Origin of the sequence: Rheinheimera riviphila, assembly GCF_004005945.1 — a bacterium.
Taxonomy (GTDB): domain Bacteria; phylum Pseudomonadota; class Gammaproteobacteria; order Enterobacterales; family Alteromonadaceae; genus Pararheinheimera; species Pararheinheimera riviphila.
Genome location: NZ_SACS01000003.1, coordinates 162,955 through 183,842, shown reverse-complemented (window position 1 = coordinate 183,842; position 20,888 = coordinate 162,955). Strand labels below are relative to the sequence as shown.

The following is a 20,888-nucleotide window of genomic DNA, read 5'->3' as shown; positions in this document are numbered from 1 at the left end:
GCGTCCCGCCAATTAAACTATCCTAACCTAACTTTGGCGCATCAAAATCTGCCGGTTCGTCTGAATAAACGCAGACGTTCCAGGCTTGGGCCAGACCATCATCAGCTAAGCAATACTTTTCAAAAAAGTGATTAATTTCTGCGCGTTGACAGTGCGCTTCAAAGCTTGCCAGATCAGCCCAGATTTCATTAAAAACAATTGGAAAACTGGTGCCTTGCGCAAAGGGGCTGGTGATCTGGCGGGTGACGCGGTATTGCAGACAACCATCTTCCCTTAAAGTATTGGGTTCCAGCTGTTGCAGGACCTGAAATAACGCAGCTTCCTGACCCTCTTTAGGTAAAAACTGCGCCAAACAATAGACTTTTTTTGACATCAAAAACTGCTCCAAGTAATCAAAACCGGCCGAGTGTACTCCAGTCCGCAACCGCTGTCAGGTTGAGCTGTGGCAACGTACAATTTCAAATGAGAATAAATATCATTTGCATGATATTCTACTGCAGTTTATATCAATCCTTGGAGCGACTATGACGCAAGCGATAAAAAGCAGCATCGGCTGGCCCACATTGTGGCTGGCTCAATGCAAAAAACATCCCTTAATTGCTACAGGTTTCGCCATGACGATAGCGCTGATGTGCTGGTCAATTGGCCAAAGTGTGCTGCCGTTGTTCGGCGGTGTGCCAGCAAAGGTTGACGCTGGCACCGCATTAAATCAGGCTTTTATCTACGCCATCATCGGCGGTGGCGTGTGTTTTCTCGCCACTTCAGCGGGCGCCTTACCAGCTTTGTGGCTCAAACAATTGTCGCAACGAGCGGAAGACGGTTTGTTGGGGTTTGCCGCTGGCATGATGTTGGCTGCCAGTGCTTTTTCGCTGATCTTGCCAGGGCTAGCGGCAGCAGAGTTGCAACTGGGATCAGCAATGTCCGGTTCATTCCTTGTCGCAGCAGCCCTTGCCCTTGGCGTGCTGTTGATGCTGGGGCTTGATACTTTTATCCCGCATGAACATGATAAAACCGGACCTTGTGGCCCAGGTCATCAGCAGTGCCCACGGTTGTGGTTGTTTGTATTTGCCATTGCTATTCACAATTTGCCGGAAGGGATGGCGATTGGTGTTGGTTTTGCCATGAACGATTTGGCGGTGGGGATGCCGCTGGCTTCGGCCATTGCGATTCAGGATATTCCGGAGGGTTTAGCGGTGGCGCTGGCGTTGATCCGGATAGGCATGCCGGCATGGCGAGCGGTACTGATTGCCGCAGCTAGTGGTTTGCTGGAGCCTATCGGCGCCGTGATTGGGGTTGGACTTTCCGGCGGCGGGGCTTTGGCCTATCCGATTGGGCTGGGTGCCGCTGCTGGCGCCATGTTATTTGTGGTGTCGCATGAAGTTATCCCGGAAACCCATCGCCATGGCCATCAAACCACCGCAACCATCGGGCTGATGACTGGTTTTATTTTGATGATGGTGTTGGATACGGCATTGGGTTAAGTGCTCACCGCGACCTTCAAAACCTGCCTGCCAGACATCATTGAATGCAAATAGTTCGCAATAATTATTGGAAATACAACTAAGAATGGTTATCATTGGCGAAATTTATTTTAACTTATTGTCATTTCAGCAATTTATTGTTGTTCCAAATCGCAGTACAGGAGTCCTTCATGTTCAAGTCTAAACCCGCCCGGATCGCCATCGCCTTGCAATTTGCCTTATTGGGCCTGCCAGCTGCCTATGCCGACGTGCAGCCTGACGCCAATGCCAATATAAGTGCCAGTGGTGATGCCGCAATCGAGCGGATTGTGGTGACTGCGTCAGGTTTTGAACAAAAAGTGGTGGATGCTCCGGCCAGTATTTCGGTGATCAGCGGCATTGAACTGCAAAGTCGTCCTTACACCACGTTGCTGGATGTCGTACGGGAACTGGAAGGTGTTGATATCGGCGAAACCCGTGACAAAACCGGGCAGGGCACCGTGTCGATGCGCGGTATGGGTTCAGATTACACGCTGATTTTGATTGATGGCCGTCGTCAGAATAATAATGGTGATATTTACCCGAACAGCTTTGGTGGCAACCAGTTTAACCATATTCCGCCGCTGTCGGCGGTGGAGCGGGTGGAAGTGATCCGTGGCCCGGCGTCGACTTTGTACGGCGCAGATGCTTTAGGTGGTGTGATTAACATCATCACCAAAAAAATTACCGATAAAACCGTTGGTGCATTCTCGCACAGCCGTACTGTGCAGTCAGAATCAGTGTTCGGCGACGATACCACCACTGATTTCAGCCTGTTTACACCGTTGCTGCCGGGCAAAGTGGGGTTAGCGCTGCGGGGCAATGTCTATGAGCGTGATGCTTCAGATCCAGAATACGCACCGGCGATGGATCCGGACGGTAACTGGGTCAGCCGCGAATTAGGTTTTGGCGCTGGCGGTAAAACCGTGGATAACACCAACTGGTCGGCCGGTGCCACGCTGAACTATACGCCAAACGACAAACACACGGTCATTTTCAGCTACGATAACTCTGAGCAAAAATACGACAACGATGGCAATCAGCTGGGCACTGAAGATACCTTCGACGCCATGCTGCGCATCGTCAACGCCGCCATTCAGCCACGTGCTGGTTATGCCAAAGATCAACGTTTTGGCCGTGAACAATGGGCGCTGCAACATTTGGGTGAGTGGCAGGGCGATATTCGCAGCAATATCAGCTTGTCAGGTGTCGATACCAGCAACCTGGGCCGGACTTTACCTTACACCGTGGCCGAACGTTCCGGCTTACAAGGCCTGTGGAACACTGCATGTTTAAAAGCCGGTGGCAAAAATAATACCGCGTTGAACTGTGTGCCAAGCTTTATGGCTGGTCGCACTGATACGTTAAAGTCCACCGCCTTCACCAATCAAAGTGAAGCGGTGAAACTGGCCTTTATGCAGGCTAATTTATCTGCGGCGCAATATCAGCAAATGTTGTCGTATTTACCACGTGATGCCCGCACTTTAGCCACCAACCAATACACATTGGACGCTAAAGTAGATATTCCATTTGATAATCATATGGTTGTCACCGGTGGTCAGTTGATTGACGGCGAGATGGAAGACAGCGTGTTTGGCATGTACGGTGATGGTTATGTCGAAGGCACAGTGCAAAAACACGAGATGTGGGCGCTGTTCGCCGAAGATAACTGGACAGTTTTACCAGATGTAGTGCTGACTGCCGGTATCCGTTATGACGATCACAACGTGTTTGGCGGCGAAGTCAGTCCGCGTTTGTACGGCGTGTGGACGGTCAACCCAAGCTGGACCATCAAAGGTGGCGTCAGCACCGGTTATAAAACACCAAAAACCAGTGATTTATTCCCAGGTATCGTGATGTTTGGCGGCCAGGGTGTAAGCCCAGTCGTTGGTAACCCGTTGTTAACGCCAGAAACCAGCGTCAATACTGAAGTGGCGGTGTACTACGCGCATGATAATGGCCACAGCTTTAACGCCACCATTTTTAACAACAGATTCGACGACAAAATTTCCAGCGGTGGCGATACCATTCCACCTTGTGATATTGCCAAACCAGGTCAACGCTGCGCAGATGTCGGCGCCGGTTGGGCTGATTTAGGTTATGTGTCGTTCTCGCAGAAAATCAACATTGACCGGGTGGATATCAACGGCGCTGAAGTGGCCGGTGTTTATCAGCTGCCGTACGATTTAACGCTGCGTGCCAACTATACCTTGACCGATTCAGAGCAAAAAAGTGGTGCCAGCAAAGGGTTACCGATGACCAATACCGCACGTCATATGGCGAATGCCACTTTGGATTATGCGGCAACTGACTTATTAAAGTTGTTTTTAACTGCCGAAGTGCGCTCAAAACGCTACCGTGGTTTTGATGCGACCCTGAACAAAGAGTTGTTTTACAAAGACTACGAAGTGTTCCATTTAGGCGCGTCGTACAAAGCATCCGATGCAGTCACCTTCAACGCCCGGATCAACAACTTGTTGGATATCGACTTCACTTCGTACAACACGGTGTTCGCACCGGTGACCGGTGGTGGTTATACCGGTAGTTATGTCGATGATTTTAATAACAAAGACAAAGCCCGTAACCTGTGGCTGAGTGTGAACGTTACGTTCTGAGTCCAGTTCACCGAGTCATTTTTAAGTGAATCGAGTAGGGCGTTACTCGCCGCGTCAGCGGCAGTACGCCAGATGACGATTTGATACTCTGTCGATGCTGATTTGATAATGGCGTACTGCCTTCGGCGAGTACGCCCTACACCAAATACATATAACACATTGTTTTAAAGATAAAAAAACTGTAGGGCGCTACTCGCCGCGTCAGCGGCAGTACGCCGGAGGGTAAATTTGAAAAGTGCAGTTTTTTACTTCAAACGTCCCCTTTACACGCTGACTCCTCAACTATACTGGCTTTAACTTCTTGGTCATCAGTTAGTCGAGGTTTTCAATTTGTCGCGTTCCGTCGTTCGGTTGCTGCTAAGTTCCGGAGTTGGTTGTTTACCCGGATTGTTACTTAGCTGTCTGATGAGCGCAGTGCCAATGAAGGCGATCGCAGAAACCCCGGTACCGCAGCCGAAACTACAGCCGCAACTGATCGTGTTCGGCTATCCGCATCAAATTGTTGACCCCTTAACGCTTTATCCCATCCGGCTGCTGCGCGCAGCGCTCGACAAATCCGGCGAACCTTATGAACTGCAAGCCTCACCGGTGCCGATGGTGCAAGACCGCTCATTACGCGAAATCGCCGCCGGTAACCAGGTCGATGTGTTCTGGAGCATGACCAGCATCGAGCGTGAACAATACCTGTTGCCGGTACGGATCCCAATTGATAAAGGCCTGTTTGGCTGGCGGGTGTTCCTTACCACCGAAAAAAATCAACATCTGACCGAAACCGTGCAAACCATCGCGCAGCTGAAAAAACTGGTGATCTTGCAAGGCCACGACTGGCCGGACACCAAAATTCTGCAAAGCAACAAGTTAAAAGTCATTACCTCCAACCAATACCGCTCCATGTTCAATATGTTAGCAACCGGCCGTGCCGAGCTCTTTCCAAGGTCAATTCTGGAAGTGTGGAAAGAAATCAAGCTGGAAAAGCACAATCTGCTGGTAGACCCCAGACTATCCATCTACTACCCAACCGCCTTGTACTTCTTCGTCAGCAAAAGCCAGCCAGAACTCGCCAAACGCATCGAACAAGGTCTGAATCAGATGATCAAAAGCGGCGAGTTTGAACAGTTGTTTTTAGAGGAATACGGCGCTGACTTAGCGGAAGCCTTGGCTAGTAAACGTCGGGTGATTTACCTGGATAATCCTTTTTTGCCCAAGGAAACGCCGTTGGATCGAAAGGAGTTATGGGTGGATGTGGAGGCTTTGGTGGGAAAGTGACTTGTCGCGCGGACAGCCCCTTGCTTGACTTAGTGGTATTTGCAGTGGCCGGAGAAAAGCAGGTAGGATGTTGTTTTTAGTTCGATTGAGGTTTTGATGACCTACAGCCGTCCTTGGTTAAGTTTCCAGCAACAGCTCGAACAGCTGAAATCGCGAGGTATGGTAATTACTGACGATGCTGCAGCTATCGAATATCTGGAGCGGATTGGTTATTATCGATTAAGTGGTTACTGGTATCCATTCCGAATATTTCATGCTGGTAAGGCAACCGATCAGTTTGTTGATGGAACCCATTTTCTGGACGCTGTAAATCTCTATCTGTTTGATAAAAAGTTGAGATTTTTAGTACTTGATGCACTGGAGCGTATAGAGATTTCGTTGCGAGTGGATATAGCTTATTTACTTGGTCAGAGAGACATATTTGCTCATATTCATGTCGCAAATTTTCACCCAAGTTTTGCCAGAAAGAAGCGAGCAAGCGGACTGACGGCTTTTGATGAATGGGTACAAAAATACCGAGGTTTAGTGAGCCGGTCGAAAGAAGATTTTGTTCGCCACTATTTGGAAACGCACGGTGCGGAACTCCCTGTTTGGGTCGCGATAGAGGTTTTTGATTTTGGTGCAATTTCCCAATTATTGTCCATGATGTCAGTTAAAGATCAACAATCCGTGGCAGCAAAATATGGCATTAATGATTGGGATGTGTTCCGAAGTTGGATTTATTCATTAAGTTACTTGCGCAATATTGCGGCCCACCACAGTCGGATGTGGAATCGTAATAACACCAGCCCACCTAAATTGTTAACCGATTCAATTTGGTGCAAATCATTTGCACAGCAACAAACATTATTGGCTAAACCTTTTGTTCTATTGGCCATTACGAGAGAGCTGGTCAAGCAAGTATGTCCAAATACATCGTGGGAGCAGAGAGTAAAATCACATTTATTACAATTTCCAATACAACATTCAGATAAAAGACTTGGTTTGCAAGGAATGGGTTTACCAGAAGATTGGCAGACTTGGTGGTAGCAGAAAATAATAACCCCAGCGTAAGTTCAATGAACCAAGAGGCCGGGGTCGTGTTGAATAGAACTTTATAGTTGGCTGTTGACGCCGTCAACTAAACTTTAATTATATTTAACTACCTAATTTAGCAACAATCTTAAAATTAGGAATATAGCAGGGCTACTTAGTTAAGTATGTTTTTGTTTTAATTGAGATATTGGGTAAAGCAAAAAATCAAAACAGGGGAAATTAATGGTCGGTACGAGAGGATTTGAACCTCCGACCCCTTCACCCCCAGCGAAGTGCGCTACCAAGCTGCGCTACGTACCGACATTGCGGCTTATCATAATGCTTTTGGCTGTGATTGCAACGCTCTGGAGCGCAAGCGAACGCTAACTGCGTTATTTTTAACCTGTTTTTCAAAAATATCTGCGCCATCAGCGGCGAAAATCCGTTACATTAGCTTTTTAGTTATCCATCTGGACTTCCGTCTTGTCATAGGCATGTCTGATTGTCAGTCCATTGATATTTCCCCAATTGCTCAACAGCGGAGACCTGGCTGATGTGGATTTCGTTTACGCTGCTGGCGGCTTTTATGCAGGCCTGGCGCAATGCCTTTCAAAAACAACTGTCGGTTGATGTCAATGTATTGGGTGTGACGCTGGCGCGGTTTATTTATGCCAGTCCGCTGGCGGGCTTGTATTTATGGCTCCTCTATCGTGAGCCATCGGCACAGCTGCCGCAGTTTAGCGGCAATTTCGTGTTTTATGTGGTGGCGGCGGCGCTGATGCAAATTCTGGCGACGGCCTTGATGGTGGTGCTGTTTAAACAAAAAAATTATGCCATTGGGGTTGGTCTTGCCAAAAGCGAAGCGATTTTTGCGGCTGTGCTAGGCGTGTTGTTTTTTGCCAGTACCTTAACGCCGCTGGGTTGGTTGGGTGTGCTGGTGGGGAGTGTCGCGGTGTTTTTACTGAGCGGCCTCAGTAGCTTTAAAACCATCAGCTGGTCGAAGGTGTTGATTGGCTCGGCATCTGGGCTGGCGTTTGCGCTGACGTCGTTGTGGGTGCGCGAAGCCAGTCTGGCGCTGGGTTTGCCATTTCCTTATGGTGCGGCCTGGGTGCTGTTGTTTGTGATTAGCCTGCAAACCGTTATTTTATTGCTGTATCTGGCTTTGCGTGACAGCGCGACTTTGGTTGCATTATGGCAACGGCCACGACTGACGATCCTCACCAGCGTCACCAGCTGTATTGGATCTTTGGGCTGGTTTACTGCAATGAGTCTGGAAATAGTGCCGCTGGTGAAAACACTGGGGCAGGTGGAAGTGTTGTTTACCTTGCTGATTTCAGCATTTTTCTTTAAAGAAAAACTGAAAAAGCAGGATTATCTGGGGCTGGGTTTAATTGTAGTTGCGGCGTTATTGGTGATGTGGGCGTAAGTAACGGCCACAGTTGTCGATGTAAGTGAGACATTTGTTAAATCTGTAATATTCATTAATATTAATTAAGACAAATGTCATATTCTGGCGCTATGCTGGTTTTGCGATGATAAAACATCAGCAAAAAAGCGGTAGCTCACTCGAAGAAAGGGCGCCGGAACATCAAACATATCGATACCAGCGGAGCCATTCCATTATGCGCCTTCTTACCCTCGCGGCATTGTTTAGTCTGACCTTGCCAGTACACGCCAAGCTATTAATTTCTGAAGTGTTATACGACGCACCGACCAACGATACCACTGAAGAATTTATTGAAATTTATAATGACGGCTGCACCAGCGTCAATTTAAGTGGTTATTCGCTGGCCGATAATGGCGGCAGCTTTAACTTAAGTGGCACCATCGCGCCAGCCAGCTATTTTGTGGTGGCGAAAAATACTGCTGCCATGCAAGCGTTGTTTGGCAAAACGCCACAACAAACCGGGCTAACACTGTCGCTTGGCAATAGCGGCGACTACGTTAAACTGCGCCAGGGCAGCACTGAAATTGATAGTGTCGCTTTTGAAAATGCCATCAGCGGCTGGACCTTAAACGCTGTTGATAAATCGGTTGCCCGCCAAAATGTCGCCGACAGCAACACCATGGCGGATTGGCAAGTGTCGACCAATGCCGGTAACCCTGGTTCAGGTCTGTTAACGACTTCATGCAGCGGCGGTGGCGATACCGTCAATCTGCCGACTTATTATGTCGGCACCAGCGGCAAAACCGGTGCTGCACTTAAAACCACCTTGAATGGCATTTTACGCGGCCATCAACGGTTAAGTTACAGCGAAGTGTGGGATGCCATCAGCTACACCGATGAAGATCCGGCTAACACCAGCAACGTGATTTTATTATATGCCGGACGCAGCACCGCCAAAACCTTCCGCGTCAGTAACAGCAGTTCACTGGATGCCTGGAACCGCGAGCATGTCTGGGCGAAAAGCCACGGTTTCCCTGCAGAAAGCCAATATGCCCACACCGATATTCACCACTTACGGCCGGAAGATGTGTCGCTGAATTCCACCCGCGGCAACAAAGATTTTGACAATGGCGGCACTGCAGTCAGCGAAGCACCTTTGAACAAAACTGACAGCGACAGCTTTGAACCTCGTGCTGCTGTCAAAGGTGACGTGGCACGGATGATGTTTTATATGGATGTACGTTACGAAGGTGGTGACGATAGCGGCACACCGGATTTATCCATCCCAAATATCGCGCCTACCGGCAGCACCGCACCGCAAATGGGTAAACTTTGTGTGTTGCTGGCCTGGCACCTCGCCGATCCGGTGGATAGTTTTGAGCAGCGTCGCAACAATCGGATCTATGAGCTGCAGCAAAACCGCAACCCCTTTATCGATAATCCACAGTGGGCGACTTCGATTTATGGTAGCCAGTGTCCTTAATAGTTAATAAAGTAATAGTCAGTAAAGTATTGAAATAAAAGCAAAGTAGGGCGTCACTCACCGCGAAAGCGGTAGTGCGCCAGTTTTGTATTCCGCCTGACTGGATTGTTTTTCATCTGGTGCGAAAAGCCAAGTTCTGGGTAGAATAGACTTCCGCTTCAAGCACTTTGCAAGGAATGATCGAATGTTACCGGCGTGGCTTTCTTCTGCTGATTTTCTGGCCTTTACTCTGGCAAACCCCGAACAATTGCCGTCTGATCTGCAACCTCTGACATTTCAGTTAAAAAATGGCACTGACTGTCAAATCTGGGATACCGGCATTATCTGTTTTACCCCGCAAACCTACGGCAACAACGATATCGTACTGAGCTGCGGCGTGCATGGTAATGAAACGGCGCCGATAGAAATTTGTGCCGCGCTGGTGCAGGACATTTTGCTGGAACGGTTGCAGTTGAGCGAGCGAGTATTGTTTTTATTCGGTAATCCACCAGCAATTAATGCCGGTAAGCGCGAGCTGATTGACAATATGAACCGGTTTTTCTCCGGCGCGCATGGCATCAGCAATGATCGCGATATCGATGCCATCACTGATGTAGAAATTTCCTTTGAAAAACGTCGTTGTGCTCGTTTAGAGCAGTATGTCAGCCGGTTTTATCAGGCGGTGCCAGCAGGACGCGAACGTTGTTTATACGATTTACATACCGCCATTCGTGGTTCGCAATTTGAAAAATTTGCCGTTTACCCCTTTTTACATGGCAAACCCTGGTCCGAAGCACAGTTTAGTTTATTGGCTGCTTGTGATATTCCCTGCTTCTTATTGATGCAAACCCCAGCCACCACTTTTAGTTATTACGCTGCCCAAACGCATGGCGCCCATGCCTTTACCCTGGAACTGGGTAAAGCGCGGCCGCTTGGCGAGAACGATATGAGCCGCTTCGCCAAGGTTGCCGACACTTTGCGCGCCTTGATCAGCGGCGCTGACATAACAACCAAACCCTTTGTCGAAACTGACTTTCAATTGTTTGAGGTGTACCGCGCCATCAATAAACAAACCGAAGCTTTTGAGCTTTGTTTTGCCACATCGATTGAGAATTTTACCCAGCTGCCTTTGGGCACTTTGTTGGCAAAAGATGCGGACATTGAATACAGAGTCGAGCAACCAGGCGAAGCAATTATTTTCCCCAATGCCAATGTGGCACTTGGTCAGCGCGCCATGCTAATGGTCAAACCAGTTTCAATTATTGGCCAAACTGCCTGATTAAGCGCCAAAAACTGCAGTTGAATAATGCGTCGGCTTACCGGCGCCTTGGGCTTCAATTCAATTTAAAATATTAAATTTCAATTGTTTAGATTCAATTTTTGCCTGCGATAACGCAAGTCAGTCGCTTGAGCTGGCAACAAAAATCGACGCAAGCGCTGCGCCGCTCTGCTAAATTTTAACGGCTGGCTGGGTTGCAATGCAGTTTACGTAAAGGTAAAGTTGCGGCGCATTCAAAAAACGATAACAGCAAGCTGAAAACACCGTATTTAAGTTGACGCGTACGTCAAGCACCGACAGGTGCACCATAAGACGATCCATAATACGCGCAGCTCGATAGCGGGCATAGCAAGCACGGGGAGAAGCTGTTGTAGTTGCCAACAACTGTCACAGAACAGGGTAACCACAGCAGTCTGGTTCAATTTCACGGTAAAGCAGGCAAACAACCAAGGTCCGCGTTACCCGAAACCAAAAGAGAGACCTATGACCAACCCTAATAACGCCACCATTTCGACTGTCCATACAGCCGATTTTACCAGTGGGCACGCGTTACAAATTCCAACCCTACGCATTTTACAAGACGACGGCACTATCTACCCTGGCGCGACTGCCCCGGATCTCGACCAGGAAACTGCCTTAAAAATGTATCACAGCATGAGCTTTATCCGGGTGCTGGACGAGCGGATGTTAGCCGCGCAGCGTCAAGGCCGGATCAGCTTTTATATGCAGTGTTTAGGCGAAGAAGCGGCCACGGTCGGCAGTGCAGCTGCACTTGACGATAAAGACATGATCATGGCGCAGTATCGTGAACAAGGTGCGTTACGTTATCGCGGTTTCAGCTTAGAACAGTTTATGAATCAGCTGTTTTCCAACGAAAAAGATTTGGGCAAAGGCCGGCAGATGCCAGTGCATTACGGCTCGAAAGACATCTATTACATGACTATTTCCAGCCCACTTGGTACGCAAATCCCACAAGCGGCTGGTTATGCTTACGCGCAAAAACTGCGTGGCCTGTCGAACGTCACCATTTGTTATTTTGGTGAAGGCGCTGCTTCTGAAGGCGATTTCCACGCCGGCCTGAATATGGCCGCCGTGCATAAAGCTCCGGTCCTGTTCTTTTGTCGTAACAACGGTTATGCCATTTCGACGCCGGCCAACGAGCAATTTAAAGGCGACGGCATTGCCTGTCGTGGAGTCGGTTACGGCATGAAAGCCATCCGCATGGACGGTGCTGACATTCTGGCGGTGTATCAGGCCACCAAAATGGCCCGTGATCACGCCATTGCCACCAACGAGCCGGTCCTGCTGGAATCCATCGCTTACCGCTTAGGCGCGCATTCATCTTCAGACGATCCAAGTGGTTATCGCAGTAAAGAAGAAGAAGAACAGTGGCGCAAAAACGATCCGATTTCCCGTTACCGCTTATGGCTGATTGCCAAAGGCTGGCTGGACGATGCCGCTGACAAAGCCCAAATCGAAGCCTTACGTGGCGAAATTCTGGACGCATTAAAAGTGGCGGAAAAAGTCGCCAAACCAGGTATCGAACACTTAATTTCTGACGTGTACGCTGAACCTATCCCTGAGCTTGAACGCCAGCTTACTGAACTTAAAGCGCATATCTGTAAATATCCGGATGCTTATCCAATCACGTCGGGGAGAATGTAATGGCGAAAATGAATATGTTGCAGGCCATTAATAACGCCCTTGATCTGGCGATGGCGAAAGACAGCACGGTCGTTTGTTTTGGTGAAGACGTTGGCCACTTTGGTGGGGTGTTTCGCGCGACTTCTAAGTTGCAGGAAAAATACGGTAAAGACCGCTGCTTTAATACGCCTTTAACCGAACAGGGTATCGCTGGTTTTGCCAACGGGATGGCGGCACAAGGCATGAAGCCGGTGGCGGAAATTCAGTTCGCTGATTACATTTTCCCGGCCTTTGACCAAATCGTCAATGAAACCGCCAAGTTCCGTTACCGCTCAGGCAATGAATTTAATGTTGGTGGTTTGGTGTTCCGCACGCCGTACGGCGGTGGTATCGCCGGTGGTCATTACCACAGCCAGTCGCCGGAAGCTTATTTTGCCCATACGCCTGGTTTAAAAGTGATAGTGCCGCGCGACCCGTATCAGGCCAAAGGCTTGTTATTGGCCTCGATTGCTTCTGAAGATCCGGTGATTTTCTTCGAACCGAAGAAACTTTACCGCGCCTCCACCGGCGAAGTGCCGGAAGACTATTACGAAATTCCGCTTGGCGTTGCCGAAGTGATGCAGGAAGGCAAAGACGTCACCGTTTTAGCCTGGGGCGCGCAAATTGAAATTTGCCAAAAGGCCATTGAAATGGCTGCCGCCAAAGGTATTTCCTGTGAACTGATTGACCTTCGCAGCATTCTGCCTTGGGATGTCGACACTGTGGTGAAATCGGTGCTGAAAACCGGTCGGTTAGTGATTAACCATGAAGCGCCGCTGACCGGTGGTTTTGCCGGTGAAATCGCTGCCACTATTCAGCAACGTTGTTTCCTGCATCTGGAAAGCCCGATTGCCCGCGTTTGTGGTTTGGATACACCGTATCCGCTGGCGCTGGAACGTGAATACGTCGCTGACCATTTAAAAACTTTTGAAGCTATTGTCGCTTCAGTCCAGTTCTAAGCGAATTCCTGACGAGGCGATGATGAAAAAAGATTTTATTCTGCCGGATATCGGTGAAGGGATTGTCGAATGTGAACTGGTCGAATGGCTGGTGAAAGAAGGCGATACCATTGTTGAAGATCAACCGGTCTGTGACGTGATGACCGATAAAGCGCTGGTACAAATTCCAGCGGTGTTTAACGGTGTCGTCAGCAAACTTTATTACGCCAAAGGTGATATTGCAAAGGTGCATGCGCCGTTGTTTGAAATGACGTTGGAAGGTAGCGCAGAAGCGCCGGTTGTTGCAGCCGCTACAGTTGCAACGCCTGTCGCAGCACCTACGCCAGTGACAGCCTCAGGTTTGGTGATTGAAGATTTCCTGCTGCCAGATATTGGTGAAGGCATTGTCGAATGTGAAGTGGTGGACTGGCTGGTGAAAGAAGGCGATATCATCGCTGAAGATCAGGCGGTTTGCGACGTGATGACCGACAAAGCCTTAGTGCAAATTCCTGCTAAATACGCTGGAAAAGTAGTGAAGCTCTATACCGCCAAAGGCGATATTGCCAAAGTGCATGCACCATTATTTGCCATTGAGCGGGTGGTGGAAGGTGCGGTTGCTGCGCCAGCAGCAGTTGCAGCTCCAGTAGTGGCCGCTTCAACCGCAGCAGCGCCAGCGTTGTCAGCCGTCGCAGTCGCCAATAACGGCAAAGCGGTGGCAAGCCCAGCGGTACGGCGTTTGGCGCGCGAATTGAGCATCGATTTAACCCAGGTGCCCGGCACCGGTGCCAAAGGCCGTGTTTATAAAGAAGATGTGCAAAACTTTGCGAGGGGTGTCAAAGCGCCGGTTACTGCCTGTGCTATAAAAGACGCGGCAAAAGCAGCAATGCCTGCGACAGCAGCTTCAGTTGCCACCGGCGGTCGTCGCGTTGAACCGATCAAAGGGATCAAAGCAGCGATGGCACGGCAAATGGCTGAATCTGTGGCGACCATCCCACACTTCACCTATTGCGAAGAGATTGATTTAACAGAGCTTATCGCGCTGCGGTTAAGCCTGAAAGACAACCTCGCCAAGCAAGGTGTTAAGCTCACTATGATGCCGTTTTTTATGAAAGCGATGTCGCTGGCGCTGAACGAGTTCCCAATTCTGAATACGCAGGTGAATGCCGATTGTTCGGAACTGACTTATTTTGACGATCACAATATCGGCATAGCAGTTGACTCAAAAGTCGGCTTGCTGGTGCCAAATATCAAAGGTTGTCAGGGGAAATCGATTGTTGAGATCGCCAAAGATTTAACCCGTCTGACTGATTTAGCCCGTGAAGGCCGCGTCAGCCCGGCAGATTTAAAAGGTGGCACCATCACTATTTCCAATATTGGCGCCATCGGCGGGACTGTCGCGACGCCGATTATCAACAAACCGGAAGTAGCGATTGTCGCCCTTGGTAAAGTGCAGCAACTGCCGCGGTTTGATGAGAAAGGCCATGTGGTGGCGCGATCGATGATGCAAATCAGCTGGTCTGGCGATCACCGGGTGATTGACGGCGGCACCATTGCGCGCTTTACCAATCTTTGGAAAAAGTACCTGGAAGAGCCAAGTGCGATGCTCGTTACAATGCGTTAAGCCTTTGCTTACGAGATGATTGTTTTAAAACACCGGCTCAGGCCGGTGTTTTTTATTTGTCAGTTTCAAAAAGTGATGAGGCGGCAGACATAAGCAGACCTTTTGCGGCATGGACGCCGCAACAGAGCCCCCAGGGATGGGTTCACGGCGAGTCTGCGTTGCCTGAGGCCTCATCACCTTGTTGGGCGTCATTTTTGCTTGGTTGCAACAGTGCCTGATGGAACAATTGCTCATATCGCCCTGACTTTTTCGCTGCTGCCAATTGTTGATTAAACAACGTTTTTAACTTCTCACTCTGTGCTGATTGTTTTGGGAACAACAAAAAACTCTGATTGCGCAGCAGCGGCGTTGGGTGATGGGTAATTTGCGCTGCCAATTCTTTCGGCAAGCTTTGCAGCACATAATAACCCACCTGAATTTCCTCAGCGAACGCATCAATCCGCCGGGCTACCAAGCGCCGGAAATTTTGCTCGGTCGAATTGACGCGGGTCACGGTTAATTCGCCTTTCGCCAGCGCCTGATCAAAGGCAGGGCCATAGCTGTAGCCGAGGCCGCCGCCGAGCTGCAGGTTTTTCAAATCGGCCAAAGTCTTCCAGGCTAACGGCTGCTGCTTTAAATGAAAGAGTACAAACTTTTCTTCGAGCACCGCATCACTGTACAGATAATCGGTTAAGCGGTTTTCGGCAAACATCCAGATGGCGGTGGCATCGTAGCGACCGGCAGCGGTGTCGTGGTAGGCGCGGGCCCAGGGCAAAAAATGGAATTCAACGCTATAACCGGCATTGGCGAAGAGTTCCCGGATAAGCACTGCCGCTGTGCCATTGTTGGGTAAATGTTCGCCTAAAAACGGTGGCCACTCGCCCGCGCTAATTTTCAGCGGCGGCAGCGGTTTTTCGGATTGCTGCGCTGAAACTGCAGTGCTCATGAATAACATCGGCACCATCAGCAACAACAGCATTAAATTTGCCAGGGCTCGGGTCCAAAACATCAATTTACGGGTTCCTTGCAGCATGGTAACTTCATTTTTTTCAGTCGTCGCTAGATACGGCTGCAGCGCAATAATCGTTCAATCGGCTGGTTTTTGGGATTATGATGGAAAAGCACCAACTAAGAAACTTCTACATTCCCGAAGAACAGTCGTTTTATCTGCTCAACGCCAACGATGCCAAAAAACTCAAAGACTGGGTGGCGCTTTGTATTGAAGAGCTGCAAAAACTCGGCTACCGCCAGATTGAACTGGTCGGCAAAGGCGCTTATGGCTTTGCGTTTGCCGGGCTTGATAATCAGCAAGAACAATGTGTGTTTAAGTTCTCCCGCATCAATTTGCCGCCGCATATTCAGGAGCGCCTTGCCGATGAAGCTTATATGTTGTCGCAAATCAGTCATCCGAATGTACCGCGTTACATCACTTATCAGGTAGTGAAAAAACAAGGTATTTTAATGATGGGGCGCGCCAAGGGTATTGATTTAGAACAATATAGTTTGCGCCATGGCCGTTTGCCTGTACGACTGATTGTCGACATCGCTGCCCAGCTCGCCAGCTTATTGCTGATCCTGCGCAATCATCACAAAGACGGCGAAATCTGCCCTGTGGTGCACGGCGATATTAAACCGTCGAATATTGTCTATGACGAACAAACCGGCCAAATTAGCCTGGTCGATTGGGGATCATCGGTGTTTGCGCAAACTGACGAGCAGGGCCAGTACATTAGCAATAACGTGATGCAGCTGATGTCGGCAGATTTACAAACCTCCAATGCCCGGTTAGGCGATGTGTATTTTATCGGTCTGGAACAGCGTAGCGGCGCGTTATCCAGCCCGAGGTTCGATGAGCAGGGGGTTGCCGGCACTTTGTATGCGCTGGCGTCGGGCCAGTCCTGTCGGTTTGGCCGAAAAGCTTTACCGGCGCGCAGTTTAGGCTTGCCGATGGAGTTCGCGACTATGCTCGATAGCATGCTGGCCGACGATGTGCAGCTACGCTATCAGGCCGGCGATTATTTCCTAAAAGCGATGCCGCGGTTAAAGCGGCTGGTGTTACCGGAATTGCCGCTCCTGTCTGATTTACCTTTGTTACCAGTGCGGTTAAGCAGCGAAAAACAAGAGCTGGATACCGTGGTCTATTCATCGCGCAAATCGTTTTTACGCGAGCACAGCGACGAAGCCGGTATTCAATATGTCGACGACGTGCAGCTGGAACGTTATTACAAAAACTATTTGGAAGGCATGGGCGAAACCGAAAAAGCCTTTGTCGCCGCAGTCAGCCGGTTGGCGCGATATCCGGTGGTCGGTGGACTCGCTATTCACTGGCAGCAGCAGGGTGTATACATCGACTGCAATTTGCATCTGTATGATGCAAAACAACAAAGTGCTTTTACGCTGGCGGTTAATAACGTGGTGTATCTGGCACAGGCCATCGCCAAAGTCGGTATTTTTAAGGCATGTTTATTTAATGCCCGTCAAACGTTGCACTTGGCGCGGGAGCTGACCACTGCACCCTTTTTACCCAATGCACAGATGAAAATTCCTTACGAAGTGGCCGCCGCAACATCGCAGGATGAAACCAGCAAACAGCATTCCTATTTTGAAGATGGTAAAGATCCAGACGAGCAACTGATCTTGCCGGACGCAATTATGGCCGACATCGCCAGGCTCAATTTGATCCGTCACAGCGGTTGTATCATTTTTGAAGTCACCAGCTTGTACATGAAAATTCACAGTTATTTTCACTTGCTGGATCCGGCTGCCGAACCGGAATTTAGTGCTTTATTGGAAAACATTCTGAAAAATGTCAGTCTGATCAGCGGGGAAGGTGTTGGCGGTTTTATGAAGTTACCACACAAAGATACCCGTTATTTTAAGCATCAGATGATCCAGTCAACGCTGTATTATCCGGCCAATCCGTACCAGTAAAAAAACATAACATAAGAAAGTCATCATATATGCCACCGCCGCGGCTGGCGTCTGCTACCTTTGATCAAAGCCTCAGTTAAACCTCAGGGAAGCCTTAAGTGAACTGAGTACAACCATAACGGATTTTGGTAATCGCTATGAGTCAACGCTATGAGTCAAGAATCTGACTGGTCGCAGCGCCAGTTACAAATTTTCAAAGCTATTGCCGACAATGCCGGCGCCGTGATTGGCGCTAAATCTTTGGATGGCAAATATCTTTATGTTAATCAACAATATGGCAAGTTGTTTCATCGGCCACTGGCTGACTTTTTAGGTCAGACCGATGCGCAGCTGTTTCCACCGGAAATTGCCGCCCAATTTCGCCGTGCCGATGTGATGGCGCAAAAAGCGACACAAGCTTTCAGCGTCGAAGAGGTGGTGCCGGTCGATGGGCTAGAGCGTGACTTTTTGTCGATGAAGTTTCCAATTTTCTCCGAAGACGGTGTGCTGTTTGCTACCGGCCTGGTCGCTGCCGATATCAGCAAAATAAAAGACTTACAGCGCCAGCTGCAAAATATGGCTGATCATGATGTGCTCACCACCTGCTTTAACCGACGCAAAATTATGGAAATTGCCGCGTTACATCTGAAAAAAGCTAAACGTTATCAGCAGGAACTATCGGTATTAGTCTTTGATTTGGATAATTTTAAGCAGGTCAACGACAATTTTGGTCATGCTGTTGGCGATTGTGTGCTGATAGGTTTTGTGGAGCGGGTGAATGCTGAGCTTCGAAAACCAGACGAACTCGGGCGCCTGGGCGGTGAAGAGTTTATTGCTATTTTGCCCGACACCAGCGCCGCTGCAGCCACTGCGCTCGCCGAGCGGATCCGCAAAAAAATTGCCAGCTGGTATCCCGCGGCGTTGCAGGGACAAATGCAAAGCTGCAGCATTGGTATCGCCGGTTATTCGGTGTCATTACAATCGTTGGATGAACTGGTGGCGGCGGCCGATCATGCGATGTATCAGGCCAAAGCCAGTGGCCGCAATTGTGTCCGGAGTTTTTGAATCTTCTACCAGGGGTAAAGTTCACGAAAACTGGCAACAACGGAGGCTCAGCGTCTGCTTCTTTCTATTGTGCAAAGATAACTCTATGATAAGCCATTGCTTATCGTTGGAGTATTTTGATGTTGAAGTTATGGATTTTAACCACGCTGCTGCTCAGTAGCTGTTTATCGGTGTTTATTGTCAAGGCCGCGCCTTTGGATCAACACAGTTTTGCCAATATTGATGCGGTTTATACCAACAAACTTAGCCTGGATTTAACCGTCGATTTTGACAAACAACAACTACATGGTTTTGCCGAACATGAACTGACCCGCAAAGACCCCAAAGTGAGCCAGCTCATCCTCGACAGCCGCGCCTTAGTGATTGAAAAAGTACTGCAGGCCGACAGCAAAGGGCAGTGGCGTACTGCAGCATTTGCGCTTGGCGCTGTGGATGCCATCAAAGGCCAGCCGTTAACCATCACGCTTTCGCCAGCGAGCAGCAAAGTACGGGTTTATTATCGTACCACTGCCGAAAGTTCTGGTTTGCAATGGCTGAACGCGGCGCAAACCAGCGAAAAACAGCAGCCGTTTTTGTTCAGTCAATCCCAGGCTATTCATGCCCGCAGCTGGATCCCATTGCAGGATACGCCAGCACTTCGGGTGAGTTATCAGGCCCGTATTCGTACCCCAACCCAATTATTGGCGGTGATGAGCGCTGATAACAGCAAAAACACCGAGCGTGACGGCGATTATCAGTTTGTGATGCCACAACCCATTCCGGCCTATTTGATTGCCATCGCTGTTGGTGATTTGCATTTTCAGCCGATGTCGGCGCACACGGGCATCTACGCTGAAAAAACCTGGCTGGCCAAAGCAGCCGCAGAATTCAGCGATACGCAAAAAATGATGGACGTGGCGAGTAAACTTTATGGCGAGTACCCTTGGGGACGTTACGATTTACTGATTTTACCCGCCAGTTTTCCGTTTGGCGGCATGGAAAATCCGCGGTTGTCTTTTATTACACCCACGGTGATCACCGGCGATAAAAGCCTGGTCAGCCTGATTGCCCACGAGCTGGCGCATTCCTGGTCCGGCAATCTGGTCACCAACAGCAACTGGAACGATTTGTGGCTAAACGAAGGTTTTACCAATTTTTTTGAAAACCGCTTGATGGCCGAAGTTTATGGCCCAGCGCGCGCCGCGATGGAATACAGCTTAAGTGTGAAAGACTTACAACGTGATATCGCTGAGCTGGAACCGGCGGATACCGCGCTACAGCTGCAACTGGCCGGCCGCGATCCGGACGATGCGTTTAGCCAGGTCGCTTATGTCAAAGGTCAGTTGTTATTGCAGTTGCTGGAAAATAAATTCGGCCGTGAGAAGTTTGACGCCTTTATCAGCGCGTATTTTCAAAAATTTGCTTTTCAGTCGATGGACACCCAGACCTTTTTGCAATTTTTACAGCAGCAATTGTTGGAGAAATATCCAGGCGTGGTCAGCATGACTGAAGTGCTGCAGTGGGTGTTTGGGCCAGGTTTGCCGGCGGGTTTTCCGATGCAACATTCCGATGCTTTTGCGCTGGTGTCAAAGCAGCTACAAGCCTGGCAGCAGCATGAGATCACCCTAGCGGCGTTGCCCACTATAACCTGGACCGTGCATGAGTGGCTGCATTTTATCAATCAGCTACCCCGGGATTTAGCGCCGGCCAAGCTGGCTGAGCTGGATGCCGCTTTTGCGCTGAGTCAAAGCAGCAACGCCGAGATTTTTGTCGCCTGGAGCCGTTTAACCATTCCGCTGAATTATCTGCCGGTGATGCCGCAGGTGAAGCAATTTTTACTGCATGTTGGCCGCACGAAATTTGTGGTGCCGCTGTATCGGTTATTGTTGGAAAACTCTGCGCAACAAGGTTTTGCCAAAGAAATTTATCAGCAAGCCAAGCCTGGTTATCACCCGCTAACCCAGGCGCAGATTGATAAAGCCTTCGCTGGCTAACATCAATTCACAGTTTTTACAGGCGGTACTTGCTAGGATGCCGCCTGTGTCTTTCAGGGCAGATTCAGTTCCGGAGCCACATGCTGTTCCCGCCGTGCTGACTCTGAGGTAAATACTCTGAGGTTAGGATTCTGCGGCAAGAATTCTGCTGTAAACAGTCAACCTGTGGCTGTTCTGCTTGTTTAAATGATGGAGAA

15 protein-coding genes and 1 tRNA gene are annotated in these 20,888 nt (G+C 49.4%); 13 read left to right on the top strand and 3 right to left on the bottom strand.

Going from position 1 to position 20,888, the window contains the following annotated elements; all coding sequences use genetic code 11:
* Positions 1–22: 22 nt before the first annotated feature.
* Positions 23–373, bottom strand: a complete 351-nt coding sequence (locus EOE67_RS04585; protein ID WP_127697868.1) for a putative quinol monooxygenase — start codon at positions 371–373, stop codon at positions 23–25.
* A gap of 241 nt (positions 374–614) precedes the next feature.
* Between EOE67_RS04585 and EOE67_RS04580 the strand changes: the two genes are divergently transcribed.
* From EOE67_RS04580 to EOE67_RS04565, 4 genes are all read left to right on the top strand, one after another.
* A complete protein-coding gene (locus EOE67_RS04580; RefSeq protein WP_206099429.1) occupies positions 615–1,481 on the top strand; it encodes a ZIP family metal transporter in 867 nt (288 codons plus the stop codon).
* Positions 1,482–1,651: 170 nt separating this feature from the next.
* Positions 1,652–4,114 carry a TonB-dependent receptor domain-containing protein gene (locus tag EOE67_RS04575; protein WP_127697866.1) on the top strand — a complete coding sequence of 821 codons (2,463 nt, stop codon included), beginning with the start codon at positions 1,652–1,654 and terminating at the stop codon, positions 4,112–4,114.
* Positions 4,115–4,534: 420 nt separating this feature from the next.
* Positions 4,535–5,380 (top strand): substrate-binding periplasmic protein, encoded by an 846-nt coding sequence (locus tag EOE67_RS04570; RefSeq protein WP_164852218.1) that lies wholly within the window; start codon positions 4,535–4,537, stop codon positions 5,378–5,380.
* A gap of 96 nt (positions 5,381–5,476) precedes the next feature.
* Positions 5,477–6,409 (top strand): Abi family protein, encoded by a 933-nt coding sequence (locus EOE67_RS04565; RefSeq protein ID WP_127697864.1) that lies wholly within the window; start codon positions 5,477–5,479, stop codon positions 6,407–6,409.
* A gap of 229 nt (positions 6,410–6,638) precedes the next feature.
* On the opposite strand, the gene EOE67_RS04560 is transcribed toward EOE67_RS04565, so the two are convergent.
* A tRNA-Pro gene (locus EOE67_RS04560) sits at positions 6,639–6,715 on the bottom strand.
* Positions 6,716–6,947: 232 nt separating this feature from the next.
* On the opposite strand from EOE67_RS04560, the gene EOE67_RS04555 reads away from it, so the two are divergent.
* The 6 genes from EOE67_RS04555 to EOE67_RS04530 all read left to right on the top strand — a co-directional run bounded on the left by EOE67_RS04555 (position 6,948) and on the right by EOE67_RS04530 (position 14,764).
* On the top strand, positions 6,948–7,820 hold the full coding sequence (locus tag EOE67_RS04555) for a DMT family transporter (RefSeq protein ID WP_127697863.1): 873 nt from the start codon (positions 6,948–6,950) through the stop codon (positions 7,818–7,820).
* Between the two features lie 196 nt (positions 7,821–8,016).
* Positions 8,017–9,264 carry an endonuclease gene (locus EOE67_RS04550; protein ID WP_127697862.1) on the top strand — a complete coding sequence of 416 codons (1,248 nt, stop codon included), beginning with the start codon at positions 8,017–8,019 and terminating at the stop codon, positions 9,262–9,264.
* 184 nt (positions 9,265–9,448) lie between these two features.
* Positions 9,449–10,522: a succinylglutamate desuccinylase gene (astE, locus tag EOE67_RS04545; protein WP_127697861.1), complete on the top strand. Its 1,074-nt coding sequence runs from the start codon at positions 9,449–9,451 to the stop codon at positions 10,520–10,522.
* Positions 10,523–11,005: 483 nt separating this feature from the next.
* The gene (locus tag EOE67_RS04540; RefSeq protein ID WP_127697860.1) at positions 11,006–12,187 is read left to right on the top strand and encodes a thiamine pyrophosphate-dependent dehydrogenase E1 component subunit alpha; all 1,182 of its coding nucleotides are present in this window, start codon (positions 11,006–11,008) and stop codon (positions 12,185–12,187) included.
* Positions 12,187–13,164 carry an alpha-ketoacid dehydrogenase subunit beta gene (locus EOE67_RS04535; protein ID WP_127697859.1) on the top strand — a complete coding sequence of 326 codons (978 nt, stop codon included), beginning with the start codon at positions 12,187–12,189 and terminating at the stop codon, positions 13,162–13,164. The genes EOE67_RS04540 and EOE67_RS04535 overlap by 1 nt, the downstream gene beginning before the upstream one ends.
* A gap of 22 nt (positions 13,165–13,186) precedes the next feature.
* The gene (locus EOE67_RS04530) at positions 13,187–14,764 is read left to right on the top strand and encodes a dihydrolipoyllysine-residue acetyltransferase (RefSeq protein ID WP_127697858.1); all 1,578 of its coding nucleotides are present in this window, start codon (positions 13,187–13,189) and stop codon (positions 14,762–14,764) included.
* Between the two features lie 142 nt (positions 14,765–14,906).
* On the opposite strand, the gene EOE67_RS04525 is transcribed toward EOE67_RS04530, so the two are convergent.
* Positions 14,907–15,776, bottom strand: coding sequence for a substrate-binding periplasmic protein (locus tag EOE67_RS04525; protein WP_127697857.1), 870 nt, complete (start codon positions 15,774–15,776; stop codon positions 14,907–14,909).
* An 80-nt stretch (positions 15,777–15,856) separates the two neighbouring features.
* On the opposite strand from EOE67_RS04525, the gene EOE67_RS04520 reads away from it, so the two are divergent.
* The 3 genes from EOE67_RS04520 (at position 15,857) to EOE67_RS04510 (ending at position 20,691) form a co-directional block, all read left to right on the top strand.
* Positions 15,857–17,674, top strand: coding sequence for a protein kinase domain-containing protein (locus EOE67_RS04520; RefSeq protein ID WP_127697956.1), 1,818 nt, complete (start codon positions 15,857–15,859; stop codon positions 17,672–17,674).
* A 150-nt stretch (positions 17,675–17,824) separates the two neighbouring features.
* Positions 17,825–18,718 carry a GGDEF domain-containing protein gene (locus tag EOE67_RS04515; protein ID WP_127697856.1) on the top strand — a complete coding sequence of 298 codons (894 nt, stop codon included), beginning with the start codon at positions 17,825–17,827 and terminating at the stop codon, positions 18,716–18,718.
* A gap of 119 nt (positions 18,719–18,837) precedes the next feature.
* On the top strand, positions 18,838–20,691 hold the full coding sequence (locus EOE67_RS04510; protein WP_127697855.1) for a M1 family metallopeptidase: 1,854 nt from the start codon (positions 18,838–18,840) through the stop codon (positions 20,689–20,691).
* Positions 20,692–20,888 lie beyond the last annotated feature (197 nt).